This is a genomic window from Actinosynnema sp. NPDC023658, from assembly GCF_040639995.1.
In the GTDB taxonomy this organism is placed as follows: Bacteria; Actinomycetota; Actinomycetes; order Mycobacteriales; family Pseudonocardiaceae; genus Actinosynnema.
In genome coordinates this window covers 1-12,623 of the sequence record NZ_JBFAAX010000151.1, presented here as the reverse complement: position 1 = coordinate 12,623, position 12,623 = coordinate 1, and the positions used below count along the sequence as shown (strand labels likewise).

The window sequence follows — 12,623 nt, the reverse complement described above, 5'->3', positions numbered from 1 at the left end:
GCTGGACGCCGCGACCCGGTTGCACGTGCGCGCCGAGCTGGGCCGCCACCTGCGCGACTACCCCGGTCACACGCTGCTGGTCACGCACGACCCGGTGGACGCGATGGTGCTGGCCGACCGGCTGGTGGTGCTGGAGCACGGCGAGGTCGTGCAGGAGGGCACGCCCGCCGAGGTGGCCCGCCACCCGCGCACCGACTACGTCGCGGACCTGGTCGGGCTGCACCTCCACCGCGGCACGGCGCACGGCACGACCGTCGCGCTGGACGCCGGCGGCACGTTCACCGTGGCGGCGCCGGCGGCCGGGCCGGTGCACGTGGTGTTCCCGCCCACCGCGGTCAGCCTGCACCCCGAGCACCCGACCGGCAGCCCCCGCAACGCCTGGCGCGTCACCGTGGCCGGCATCGAGCGCCACGCGCACACCACCCGCGTGCGGCTGGACGGCGTGCCGCCCGTGCTGGCCGACGTGACCACGGCGACCGTGGCGGACCTGCGCCTCCAGCCCGGTGACGAGCTGTGGGCCGCGGTGAAGGCGACCGAGCTGACGGTCCACCCGGCCTGACGTTTGTGAGTGACCAACCACTCTTCTTACTCTCCTCCTTGACACCGTCATCCGCAGGCGTGTTCACTCCAATCAATGAGTGACTGACCACTCACCCTTGGAGGAAGAGATGGTCGAGCAGTCCAGCGAGCAGGTCCTGGAAGTCGTGCTGCCGGGCGTGGTCGAGCCCGAGGGCCTGGAGCTGCGCCGCCGGGACCGGCCGGTGCCGGCGAGCGGGCAGGCGCTGGTCCGCGTCGAGGCGTCCGGGGTGTCCTTCGCGGAGCAGCAGATGCGCCGGGCCAAGTACTACGACCAGCCGGCGTTCCCGTTCGTGCCGGGCTACGACCTGGTCGGCACGGTCACCGAGGTCGGCCCCGGGGTGGACGCGGCACTGGTCGGCCGGCGGTTCGCCGCGCTGACCAAGGTCGGTGGCTGGGCCAGCCACGCGCTGGTCGACGCCGCGGACCTGGTGCCGGTGCCCGACGGCGTCGACCCCGCCGAGGCGGAGACGTTCGTGGTCAACGGCCTCACCGCATGGCAGATGCTGCACGGCGTCGCCAAGGTGCCCGCCGGCGGGACAGTGCTGGTGCACGGCGCGAGCGGTGGCGTCGGCTCGACGCTGGTGCAGCTGGCCCGGTTGGCCGGGGTTCGGGTGATCGGCACCGCCTCGCCGCGGCACCACGACGCCGTGCGCGCGCTGGGCGCCATCCCGCTCGGCTACCGCGACGCCGACCTCCTCGCCGAGGTGCGCGCCCTCGCCCCCGGCGGGGTGGACGCGGTGTTCGACCACGTCGGCGGCCCGGGCATCGTCGACTCCTACCGGCTGCTCGCGCCGCGCGGGGCGCTGGTCGCCTACGGCAGCGCGTCCACCCGCGACACGGGCGGCTCGCCGCGGGTGCCCGTGCTGAAGCTGTTCCTCCGCCTGCTGTGGTGGAACGCGCTGCCCAACGGGCGCACCGCGATGTTCTTCAACGTCTGGGCGGGCAAGCGCAACCGGTCGAAGTTCCGCGCCCGCCTCGCCCACGACCTCGGTGCGCTGTTCGCGTTGTTGGCCGACGGTTCGCTGCGCCCCCAGGTCGCCGCGCGCGTGCCGCTGGAGCGGGCCGCCGACGCGCTGCGACTGGCCGAATCGGGCACGGTGACGGGCAAGGTCGTGCTGGTGCCGTGAGCCCGGGGCGCGCTCGGTCGCACCGCCGGGAACCGGCACCGGTCCTCCTGGGACAATCGCCTTCCTACGAAGGAGGATGTGTCAGGTGAGCAACCACCACCACGAGGTGCCGTCGCTGCTGGGCCGGGTCGCCGCCACGATGTCCGGGGCGATCGGGCGTGTCCGTGAGGACCTGGCTGGGGCGGACCCGGTGGTGCGACGATCCGAGCACGCCGACTTCCAGTCCAACGCCGCTCTCCCGCTGGCCAAGCGCGTCGGGGTCAAGCCGCGCGACCTCGCCGCGGACCTCGCCGCCGCGCTCGACGTCGACGCGGACCCCGTGATCGCCTCGGCCGAGACGTCCGGCCCGGGGTTCCTGAACATCACCGTGGCCGACGCGGTGATCTGGGAGCAGGTCGCCGCCCGGCTGGCGGACGGGCGCGTCGGCGTGGGCACACCGGAGGTGGGCCGCCGCGCGGTGGTCGACTACTCCGCACCCAACATCGCCAAGGAGATGCACGTCGGGCACCTGCGCACCACGATCATCGGTGACAGCATCGCCCGCGTGCTCGGGTTCCTCGGCGCCGACGTGCTGCGGCAGAACCACCTCGGTGACTGGGGCACCCAGTTCGGGATGCTGATCCAGTACCTCGACGAGCACCCCGACGCCGCGTGGCACTCCGACGAGCTCGCTGGCGACACCTCGGCCGTGTCCGCCTTGGACACCCTCTACCGGTCCGCGCGGGCGAAGTTCGACTCCGACCCGGAGTTCGCGGACCGCTCCCGCGCCCGCGTCGTCGCCCTCCAGGCGGGCGACCCGGCCACCACCGCGGTCTGGAAGGACATCGTCGCGGAGTCCGAGCGGTCGTTCCGCGCCATCTACGACCGGTTGAACGTGCTGCTCACGCCCGAGGACTCGGTGGGCGAGTGCGGGTGGTGACGCCGTGGCGCGCGCCGGCCAGCCACACCACCAGCGCGGCCGCCGACAGGAACGCCCACGCGCCCACGGCCGACCGCCACGAGCCGAACACCGACTCCAGGCCCGGCGTCAGAGCCGCGCCGACCGCCGCGCCCGCCGCGAGGGCGGCCGTGTAGACGCCGGTCACCAGACCGACCCGGTCGGGGAACGAGTCCTTCACGACCACCGGGATCAGCACGTTGCACACCGCGATGCCCGCGCACGCGACGAACGTGCCGCCGAGCACCACCGCCGGGCCGTCCACGACCCGGAGCACCAGGCCGACCGTCAGCACCAGCAGGGAGAGGCCGACCGCGCGCGCCATGCCGAGCCGTCGTCCCAGCCAGGGTGCGAGGAAGGCGGCGAACCCGAAGCACAGCGTCGGCACGGCGGTGAGCAGGCTCGTCCACGCGGTCGAGACGCCCAGCGACCCGCGCACGTCGCCCAGCACCGAGGCCAGGCTCGTGACGGCGGGGCGGAGGTTGGCCGCGGCCAGCGCTACGCCGATCGCCAACAGGGTGCTGCCGACCAGGGCAACTTGGCGGTTACGCCGCACCTCACCGGTCGCAGTGCGACCAGGATGGTCCGCGATCGTCGCATTGGCACCGCCATCGGTGGCAATGTGGGCAGTCGACGGTGACCAGTCTGGCCGGGTCTGCTGGATTGGCACTCGACTACTATTACAGACATGGGATGTTCGGATGAAAGGATGACGCTGTGCCGTTGGCCACTACTCGGCGGGCCGGGCTCGTCGACCAGGTGATCGACCAGATGAGGGGAGCGATCACCGCCGGCGAATGGCCGGTCGGCCGCCGCATCCCACCGGAACCCGAACTGGTCACCGCCCTGGGCGTGGGCCGCAACACCGTGCGGGAGGCGGTGCGGGCGCTGTCCCACGCCGGCCTGCTGGAGGTGCGCCAGGGCGACGGCACGTTCGTCCGGGCGACCAGCGAGCTGTCCGGCGCGGTCCGCCGGATGTGCGGCAACGAGCTGCGCGAGGTGCTCCAGGTCCGCCGGACGCTGGAGGTCGAGGGCGCCCGCCTGGCCGCGTCCCACCGCACCGACGAGGACCTGCGCCGGCTCAAGGAGCTGCTGACCGAGCGGGACGAGGCGTTGGCCGCGAAGGACTGGGCGCGGATGGTGGAGCGCGACACCGCGTTCCACGTGCTGCTCGTCCAGTGCTCGCACAACACCCTGCTGGCCGAGCTGTACCAGGGCCTGACCGAGGCGGTGCGGGCCAGCATCACGGCCACCGTGGAGACCGACCACGAGGACGACCACGTGTCGCACGCGGGTCTGCTCGACGCGGTGCGCGACCGCGACGCGGCCCGTGCCGCGGCCGAGGCGGGCGGCTTCCTGGAGGAGTTGCTGGAGCGCCACAAGGACTGACGCGGACCCGGGCGGGAACCTCCCACGGCGGCGGATTTCCGCGGGAGGTCCCCTGGTGGATGGCTTCGGCGGGCGCCCGATCGGCAGCCCTCGACTCCTCATCCCCGGCTCCACCCACGATGGTCGTCCCGATTCGGCGCACCGCGGCGGTTGGGTGCCCGATCGTTACCTCATGCGGTCTCGCGCTGTTGCCAACAGGCCCGCAACGCCGCCAGCGTGGCGGTGACGGCGGGCCGACGGCCGGCCTGCGTGCGCCAGACCGCGAACACCCGCCGGGTCGGCGTCGGCCGGAACGGCACCGCGCGCACCGAGTCCGGCAACGCGCCGCGGCCGAGCCTGGGCAGCAGCGCCACCCCGATCCCCCTGGCCAGCAGCGCCAGCTGCGTCTCGTACTCCGCGATCCGGTAGGCCAGGTCGGGCTCCATGCCCGCGCCCCGGAAGGTGTTCACCAGCCAGTCGTGGCAGATCGTGCCCTCCGGCTGGCAGATCCACCGCTCACCCGCCAGGTCCTCCGGCTCGACCGCGTCCCGCCCGGCCAACGGGTGGTCCGCGGGCAGCAGCACGTCCGCGACGTCCTCCCCGAGCCGCGCCCGCGACACCGGTTCGGGCACGGCCAGCGGCGCGTTCACCCAGTCGTGCGTCACGGCCAGGTCCAGCTCGCCGCGCGCCACGGCCTCCAGGCAGTCCGGCGGGTCCAGCTCGACCAGCCGCACGTCCAGCTGCGGGTGCTGCTCGACGAGCCGCACGAGCGTCGCCGGCAGCAGGCCGCGGGCGGCGGTGGCGAACGCGCCGACCCGCAGTTCACCGACGGCCGCGCCGCGCTGCTCCTCCAACGCCACCTCGGCGTGCTCGACCAGCGCGAGCACCTGCTTGGCGGTCGCCGCGAGCAGGTGGGCCGCGTCGGTCAGCGCGACACCGCGACCCCGGCGTTCCAGCAGGGTGGTTCGGGTCTCGCGCTCCAGCTTGGCGATCTGCTGCGACACCGCCGACGGCGTGTAGCCCAACGCCGTCGCCGCCGCGCCGACCGAACCGTGCTGCGCCACCGCGTGCAGCGCGCGGAGCCGTCCGAGATCCAACATGTAGCGATCCTAAACCAATAGGTTCAGCATTCGTCGCTGGTGCTAAACGGTCGGGCGGCTGAGACTCAGGGGCGTGAAACCACGTCACGTCGCCGTCGCGGTGCTCGTCGCCACCATCTGGGGCGTCAACTTCGTCGTCATCAAGGTGGGGCTGCGGGACTTCCCGCCGCTGTTCTTCTCCGCCCTGCGGTTCCTGGCCGCCGCCGTGCCCGCGCTGTGGTTCGTCGGCCGGCCGAAGGCGGCGTGGAAGTGGGTCGTCGCGGTCGCGCTGGCGCTGGGCGTGGCCAAGTTCGGGTTGGTGTTCGTCGGGATGGCCGCGGGGATGCCCGCCGGGTTGTCGTCCCTGGTGCTGCAGAGCCAGGTGTTCTTCACCGTGCTGTTCGCGGCCGTGCTGCTGCGGGAACGGCCGCGGCCCGCGCAGCTGCTGGGCATGGGCGTGGCGGCGGCGGGGATCGTGGTGATCGCGGTCGACTACGGCGTCGGCAGCCCGATCTCGGCGTTCCTGCTGGTGGTGCTCGGCGCGGTGGCGTGGGGCGTGGCCAACGTCGCGACCCGGTACGCCCGGCCGCCGGACCCGGTCAACTTCATCGTGTGGGTCAGCGCGTTGGCCGTGCTGCCGCTGCTGGGGTTGTCGCTGGTGTTCGAGGGCCCGGCCGCGGACCTGGCGGCGCTGCGGGGGCTGAGCTGGACCGGTGTGGGCGCGATCCTGTTCATCGCGTGGGTGTCGACGTTGCTCGGCTTCGGGCTGTGGAACCTGCTGCTGCGCACCTACGAGGCGAGCGCGGTGGTGCCGTTCGCGCTGCTGGTGCCGGTGGCCGGGATGCTGTCCGGCTGGCTGCTGCTGGACGAGGAGGTCACCGCGGTCCGGCTCGGCGCGGCGGCCCTGGTGATCACCGGCATGGCCGCGGCCACGGTGAAGCGCCGCCGTGCGACGCCGGTGGCCGAGCCGGTGCCCGTCGGGTCGGGGGCCCGGTGACCCCGCCGACCGCTCGCACCCCGTCGTCACGCTCAGGTCGTTGCGCGGAGCCACCGCACGCGTCGTACCGCCCGCCTCGGTGATTGACGACCCGCCACCGGTCCGATGGGCTGGAGGTCGTGGAGCACAGGGTTCTGTCGGCCAGGACGATCGTGCTCTGGGCGGTCGGGTTGGGTGCCGTGGCGGCGGCGTCCGTCGTGCTCCTGCTGCTGACGCTCGGGTCCGGCGAGCCGCGTGACGGCGTGCGGCTGGACGTGGTCCGCACCGCCTCCGGCATCGTGCTCGGCACGGGCGGCGCGGCGGCGCTGCTGCTCACCGCCCGCCGCCAGCGCTACGCCGAGCTGGACCTCGTGCAGAAGGACCACGACGCGACCGAGCGGCGGGTCACCGAGCTGTACGGCAAGGCCGCCGACCAGCTCGGCAGCGACAAGGCGCCGGTGCGGCTGGCCGGGCTGTACGCGCTGGAACGCCTCGCGCAGGGCAACGCGGCGCACCGGCAGACGATCGTGAACCTGGTCTGCGCCTACCTGCGGATGCCGTTCACGCCGCCGCCGGAGGTGCGGGCCAGGGCGCGGATCGGGCCGCGCGACGCCCACCGGTTCCAGGAGCTGGAGGTGCGGCAGACCGCGACCGCGCTGCTCGCCTCCCACCTGCGGCCGGACCGGCCCGAGCTGTTCTGGGCCGACATCGCGCTCGACCTGTCCAACGCCACGCTGGTGAAGCCGACCCTGACGCACGCGCGGATCCGGGCGGCGTCGTTCGCCGGCACCACGTTCGTCGGCCCGTCGACGTTCCGCGGCACGGAGATCACCGGCGCCGCGGACTTCCGCGAGACGTGCTTCCGCGACCTGGCGGACTTCCGGCGCGTGCGGTTCGGGGAGTCGGTGTTCCGGGGCGCGGTGTTCGAGGGCGGGGCGGACTTCGGCGTGCACACGGCGGCCGCGCTGACCGGAGCCCGCGCGCGGGCCCGTGACGTGCGGCGGAAGTGGCCCGCCGGGTGGGTGGAGCAGGCCGCCGAGCCGGACTGGGTCGTGCTCGTCACCGAACGGTGACCGGCGGTGCCGCCGAACGGGCGACGTATCCCCGGGACCGTGGCCGGTACCTTCACGGTGTGACCACCCGTGAACGGAGGTGTGACGTGTCGTCGATCCGATTCCGCCCGTCGCACTGCTACCCGGAGAACGTCCGGACGTAATCCGTCGCGGTGGACTCGACCGAGTCCCTCACGCGTGGATGCGACCGCACGGTCCTCGAGGATCCGGCGCGAGTGGCCCGCCCGGCTTGCCGGTCGAGCAGTCCTCCCGCGTCCCTTCAGGACCTGATCGCCTGGTCGGTTCCCCCGCAGTGGCACTCAGCGCGGCTTGTCGGCCGCGCGCCCCGCGGCCGGAAGCCGTCACGTGACCGGCGGAGCACCTGCGGGAGGGATGACCGGGAGTCCCGGTGGCGCCCCCTTCTCCAGCAACGCCCACACCGCGTCGGTGTCGAGGTGGTCGGCTACCAGGTCACCGAGCAGGTCGAGCTGCGCGGACCGCCGCCCGGCGAAGTCGACGTCCGGCGCGGGGGTGAACCCGTCCCGGCCCGCGTGGCCCGCGGCCCAGCGCAGGAACGCGCGGCGGAACCCGTCGTTCTCCAGCAACCCGTGCCAGTGCGTGCCCGCGACCCGACCGCGGACCGCGCCCTCCGGCGTGCCGTCGGGCAGCGTGACCAGGCCTTCCTCGGCGTTGCGGGTGACCACGCCGTGGTGGATCTCGTAACCCGTCACGGCTTCCCCGAACGCCTCGCCGCGCGGCCGGTCCAGCGTCTTGTCGGGCTCGAACCGCACGTCCACGTCGAGCAGGCCGAGGCCCGCCACCGCGCCCGCGCGCGACTCCACCGCGTCCTCGACGGTCCGGCCGAGCATCTGGAACCCGCCGCAGATGCCGAGCACCGGCCCGTCGTGGGCCGCGATGGCGTCGGCCAGGCCCGTGCGGCGCAACCAGCGCAGGTCGTCCACGGTGGCCTTCGAGCCGGGCACGACCACGAGGTCCGCGTCGGCCAGCCGGGACGGCTCGGTCACGAACCGCACCGACACACCCGGCTCGCAGGCCAGCGCCTCCACGTCGGTGGCGTTGGAGATGCGCGGCAACCGCACCACGGCCACCCGCAGCCACTGGTCGCCGCGCGGCGGCTCCGGCCTGCCGATCACGCCGTCCGCCGCGTAGGACAGGGAGTCCTCGGCGTCCAGCCACAGCTCTTCCCGCCACGGCAGCACGCCCAGCACCGGGCGTCCGGTCAGGGCGTTCAGCTGCCTCAACCCCGGTTCGAGCAACGCCGGGTCGCCGCGGAACTTGTTCACCACGAACCCGCTGACCAACGCCTGGTCGGCCGGGTCCAGCAGCGCCAGCGTGCCGAACAGGTGCGCGAACACCCCGCCCCGGTCGATGTCGCCCACGACGAGCACCGGCAGGTCCGCCGCGCGCGCCAGGCCCATGTTCGCGATGTCGTTCGCCCTGAGGTTGATCTCGGCGGGCGAGCCCGCGCCCTCGCAGACCACCACCTCGAAGTCGTCGCGCAGGCCGTCCAGGGTGGTCAGGACCGTGGCGAACAGCTCGGCCTTGCGCTCGCGGTAGGACAACGCGGACACCTCGCCCACGGCCCGCCCCAGCACCACGACCTGCGAGCTGCGGTCGCCGCCGGGCTTGAGCAGCACCGGGTTGAACCGCACGCTCGGCTCCAGCCCGCACGCGGCGGCCTGCACGGCCTGCGCCCGGCCGATCTCGCCGCCGTCACGCGTCACGACCGAGTTGTTGGACATGTTCTGCGCCTTGAACGGCGCGGTCCTCACGCCCCGCCGGGTCAGCCACCGGCACAGACCGGCGGCCAGGACGCTCTTGCCCGCGTCCGAGGTCGTGCCGGCCACCAGCAACGCACTGCGCACAATGTCCCCTCGTGTCGGTCCCGGCTGACATCATCCACGTCATGGTCGACGCCCCCGCCACCGCAGTCCTGGTGCACAGCCCCTACCTCGGGCCCGCGAGCCTGCGCCCGCTCGCCGGTGCGCTGGCCGCGCTCGGGCACCCCGTGGTGCTGCTGGACCTGCGCGTCACGGTCAACGCCGCACCCGTCCACCAGCGCCTGCTCGGGGTGTTCGCGGACGCCGTCGAGGACTCGCTGGTCGAGGGCGAGCTGGTGCTCGTCGGGCACAGCGGCGCCGGTCCGCTGCTGCCCGCGTTCGCCGACGCCCTGGAGACGCCCGTGCGCGGGCTGGTGTTCCTCGACGCCGACCTGCCCACCCCGGGGCGGAGCTGGCGCGACGACGCGCCCGCCGAGCGGATGTCCCACCTGAAGTCCATCTCGCGGGACGGGCTGATGCCGCGCTGGGACCTGTGGTTCGCGCCGGAGGCGCTGTCGGCCATGGTGCCCGACCCGCGCGTGCTGGAGGAGATCGTGGCCGAGGCGCCCGAGGTGCCGCTGGCGTTCCTCAAGGAGCCCCGGCCCACCGTGGCGTGGACCGGGCCGTGCTCGTACGTGCGGCTCAGCCCCGCCTACGCGGACGCCGCGGCGCAGGCACGGGGGCTGGGCTGGCCGGTGGTGGAGCTGGACGCCCACCACCTCGCCGCCGTGACGTCGCCCGCCGAGGTGGCCGCCGCCCTCGTGCCGCTGCTCAGCAGACGGTGAGGATCTCCGCGCCGTCCTCGGTGACCACGATCGTGTGCTCGAACTGGGCGGTCCAGCTCTTGTCCCGGGTGGTGACGGTCCAGCCGTCGTCCCACAGGTCGTGCTCGATGCCGCCGAGGGTGATCATCGGCTCGATGGTGAACGTCATGCCCTCTTCGATGACCGTGGGCACGTGCGGCGCGTCGTAGTGCAGCACGACCAGGCCGCTGTGGAAGGTGCGGCCGATGCCGTGACCGGTGAAGTCGCGCACCACGCCGTAGCCGAAGCGGTTGGCGTAGGACTCGATGACGCGGCCGACCACGTTGAGCTGCCGGCCCGGCTTCACCGCCTTGATGGCGCGCATGGTGGCCTCGTGCGTGCGCTCGACCAGCAGCCGGGCCTCCTCGCTCACCTCGCCCGCGAGGAAGGTGGCGTTCGTGTCGCCGTGCACGCCGCCGATGAACGCGGTCACGTCGACGTTGACGATGTCGCCGTCCTCGACCACGGTCGAGTCGGGGATGCCGTGGCAGATGACCTCGTTCAGCGAGGTGCAGCAGGACTTGGGGAAGCCGCGGTAGCCGAGCGTGGACGGGTACGCGCCGTTGTCGCACAGGAACTCGTGCGCGACCGCGTCGATCTCGTCGGTGGTCACGCCGGGCACGATCACCTTGCCCGCCTCCTGCAAGGCCTGCGCCGCCAGCCGTCCCGCGACGCGCATCGCCTCGACCACCTCGGGTGGCTGCACCCAGGGATCGGTGTTGCGCTTGGGTTCGGGCCGGTCGACGTACTCGGGCCGCTCGATCTGGGCGGGCACCGGACGGCGCGGGGACAGCACACCTGGCTGGAGGACGGCACGCACGGACATGCCTCCAGATTACGGCTCAGCGTGACGGGCCATGCGCCCCGTGTCCGTCAGGCGACCGCGGGGCCGCGCACGCGTCGGGCCGTTCAGCCCAACGCCGCCAGGAAGCGGGCTGACGCGTCGACCGCCGGGGCGGAGCTGTTGGTGCCCAGCAGCAGCGTCGCGAACGCCACGTCGCCGCGGTAGCCCACGAACCAGCCGTGCGAGTTCGTGCCGTCGCCGAACTGCGCCGTGCCCGTCTTGCCCCGCACGTCCCCGTACGGCTTGAGCTGCGGCGCGGTGCCGGTCTCCACGACCTCCCGCATCATCGCCCGCAACGGCTCCAGCACGGCCGGGGTCGGCGGGGTCGGGGTGTGGTCGGACTTCGTCTCCCGGCCCTTGAGCAGCGTCGGGACGGGCACCTTGCCCGTCGCGGCGGTCGCGGCCACCAGCGCCATCCCGAACGGGCTGGCCAGCACCTTGCCCTGGCCGAAGCCGTCCTCGGCCCGCTCCACCACGTCCGTCGCGGCGGGCACCGAACCGGTGATCGTGGTGATGGCCGGGATCTCGAAGTCGACGCCCAGGCCGAACGAGTCGGCCGCCTTGGTCAGCGCGTCCGGCGCCATCTCCGACGCGAGCTGCGCGAACGTGGTGTTGCACGAGAAGGCGAACGCCGCGTGCAGCGGGATCGCGCCCTTGTCGAACTCGTGGTCGTTCGGCACGACCCGCCGCCCGTCGATGACGGCCGTGCCGGGGCACGGCAGCACGGTGTCCGCCGTGGCCTGCCCGGACGACAGCGCCGCGGCCGCCGTCACGATCTTGAACGTCGACCCCGGCGGGTACCGGCCGGTCAGCGCCACCGGGCCTTCCTTGTCGGCCGGGTCGTTCTGCGCCACCGCCAGCACGTCACCGGTCGACGCCTGCACCGCCACCAGCATCGCCGCCTGCGGCACCGCCTCCAGCGCGTCCTCCGCCGCCGCCTGCGCGGTCCGGCTCAACGCGGTCGGGATCGCCTGCGCGGGCTCGGGGTCCTGCTCGTGCAGGGTCTCCACCTGGTCACCGGCGGAGTTGACCGTGTAGACGCGGATCCCGGCCTTCCCGGCGATCTCCTCCTCCACCGCCTTGCGCACCGCGGGCAGCACCTGCGAGCCGAACCCGCGCGACGGCGGGAGCAGGCTGGTCTGCGTGGTGAAGCGCACCCCCGGCAGCTCGTAGATGGCCGGTTTCACGGTCTGGTAGTCCGCGTCGCGCAACGCCGCCACCTGGTAGACCTGCCCGGCGGGGAGCTTGGCCACCCCGTCCACGATCGACTGCACGGTGATCGCGGCGTCGATCGGCGTCAGCGCCGCGGCCAGCGCACCGGCCACCGCGCCCACGTCACCCGCCTCCTTGGCGTCGAGCAGGATCGACACGACCTGCTCCGGCGCGAGCAGCGGCGTGCCGTCGCGGTCCAGCACCGGCGCGAGCGCGGGCTTCACCTCGGCCCGGCCCAGGCTCTGCTGCACGGAGAGCTTCGGGTGCACGACCGACGGCTCCCAGTGCACCTTCCAGTCGTCCTCCTCGCGCCGCAGGTCGAACTTGGTCTGGTAGCTCCAGGTGTGGTCGTGGCCGAGGTCCCAGTCGAGCTGGGCGGTCGCGTCGGCGGTGGTCGACTCGCCCGACGAGTGCACCTGCTCGACCTTCGTGCGCAGGCCGGCGGGCTTGAGCACCTCCCGGACCTTGCCCAGCAGGTCCTTCGCGCCACCCGGGTCGTCGGTCAACCCGGCCGCGCCGTCGACGTCGCCCGCGGCGAGCTTGGTCAGGAAGTCACCCGCCACCTGGTCGGGACCGGGACGGGAGGAGAACAGGCCGCAGCCGCTGACGAGCAGCAGGACCACCCCGAGCAGAGAGGACACGGCCGACGTGCGCGCGATCACGGGGCCGAGTATGCCCGGTGGGTCCGGCGGCGCGGCCGGCCGCCCGTCCGCGCCGCCGTCAGACCTGCGCGGGGCGTTCCTGGCCACCAAGCACGCGCTGCGGTTGATGATGCGCCAGCGGTACGGGCGGTTCGTGTACGTGT

At 73.5% G+C, this 12,623-nt stretch carries 12 protein-coding genes; 7 read left to right on the top strand and 5 right to left on the bottom strand.

The genetic code is table 11. The annotated features are described in order from the left end of the window. From AB0G02_RS17950 to argS, 3 genes are all read left to right on the top strand, one after another. Window positions 1–559, top strand: a 559-nt coding sequence (locus tag AB0G02_RS17950) for a TOBE domain-containing protein (RefSeq protein ID WP_360795289.1), incomplete at its 5' end; no start/stop codon positions are given. Between the two features lie 109 nt (window positions 560–668). Then, window positions 669–1,706 (top strand): medium chain dehydrogenase/reductase family protein, encoded by a 1,038-nt coding sequence (locus AB0G02_RS17945; protein WP_360795292.1) that lies wholly within the window; start codon window positions 669–671, stop codon window positions 1,704–1,706. An 85-nt stretch (window positions 1,707–1,791) separates the two neighbouring features. Beyond that, on the top strand, window positions 1,792–2,625 hold the full coding sequence (argS, locus tag AB0G02_RS17940; protein ID WP_360795286.1) for an arginine--tRNA ligase: 834 nt from the start codon (window positions 1,792–1,794) through the stop codon (window positions 2,623–2,625). On the opposite strand, the gene AB0G02_RS17935 is transcribed toward argS, so the two are convergent. Then, complete coding sequence (locus AB0G02_RS17935; protein WP_360795283.1) at window positions 2,588–3,157, bottom strand: MFS transporter; 570 nt, start codon at window positions 3,155–3,157, stop codon at window positions 2,588–2,590. The genes argS and AB0G02_RS17935 overlap by 38 nt on opposite strands. Window positions 3,158–3,360: 203 nt before the next feature. On the opposite strand from AB0G02_RS17935, the gene AB0G02_RS17930 reads away from it, so the two are divergent. Continuing rightward, a complete protein-coding gene (locus AB0G02_RS17930; protein WP_360795280.1) occupies window positions 3,361–4,032 on the top strand; it encodes an FCD domain-containing protein in 672 nt (223 codons plus the stop codon). Window positions 4,033–4,202: 170 nt separating this feature from the next. Here AB0G02_RS17930 and AB0G02_RS17925 read toward each other — a convergent pair whose 3' ends face one another. Beyond that, complete coding sequence (locus AB0G02_RS17925) at window positions 4,203–5,111, bottom strand: LysR family transcriptional regulator (RefSeq protein WP_360795277.1); 909 nt, start codon at window positions 5,109–5,111, stop codon at window positions 4,203–4,205. A 73-nt stretch (window positions 5,112–5,184) separates the two neighbouring features. On the opposite strand from AB0G02_RS17925, the gene AB0G02_RS17920 reads away from it, so the two are divergent. Together AB0G02_RS17920 and AB0G02_RS17915 are read left to right on the top strand one after the other, a co-directional pair. After that, window positions 5,185–6,087 (top strand): EamA family transporter, encoded by a 903-nt coding sequence (locus AB0G02_RS17920; RefSeq protein WP_360795274.1) that lies wholly within the window; start codon window positions 5,185–5,187, stop codon window positions 6,085–6,087. A 119-nt stretch (window positions 6,088–6,206) separates the two neighbouring features. Continuing rightward, a complete protein-coding gene (locus AB0G02_RS17915; protein ID WP_360795271.1) occupies window positions 6,207–7,139 on the top strand; it encodes a pentapeptide repeat-containing protein in 933 nt (310 codons plus the stop codon). A gap of 341 nt (window positions 7,140–7,480) precedes the next feature. Here the strand turns inward: AB0G02_RS17915 and AB0G02_RS17910 are convergent, their stop codons facing one another. After that, a complete protein-coding gene (locus AB0G02_RS17910; protein ID WP_360795269.1) occupies window positions 7,481–9,004 on the bottom strand; it encodes a cobyric acid synthase in 1,524 nt (507 codons plus the stop codon). Window positions 9,005–9,015: 11 nt separating this feature from the next. Here AB0G02_RS17910 and AB0G02_RS17905 point away from each other — a divergent pair, with 11 nt between their 5' ends. After that, window positions 9,016–9,744, top strand: a complete 729-nt coding sequence (locus AB0G02_RS17905) for an alpha/beta fold hydrolase (RefSeq protein ID WP_360795266.1) — start codon at window positions 9,016–9,018, stop codon at window positions 9,742–9,744. On the opposite strand, the gene map is transcribed toward AB0G02_RS17905, so the two are convergent. Together map and AB0G02_RS17895 are read right to left on the bottom strand one after the other, a co-directional pair. After that, window positions 9,731–10,588 carry a type I methionyl aminopeptidase gene (gene map / locus AB0G02_RS17900; RefSeq protein WP_360795263.1) on the bottom strand — a complete coding sequence of 286 codons (858 nt, stop codon included), beginning with the start codon at window positions 10,586–10,588 and terminating at the stop codon, window positions 9,731–9,733. The genes AB0G02_RS17905 and map overlap by 14 nt on opposite strands. A gap of 83 nt (window positions 10,589–10,671) precedes the next feature. Beyond that, window positions 10,672–12,480 carry a penicillin-binding transpeptidase domain-containing protein gene (locus AB0G02_RS17895; protein WP_360795260.1) on the bottom strand — a complete coding sequence of 603 codons (1,809 nt, stop codon included), beginning with the start codon at window positions 12,478–12,480 and terminating at the stop codon, window positions 10,672–10,674. Window positions 12,481–12,623: the final 143 nt, after the last annotated feature.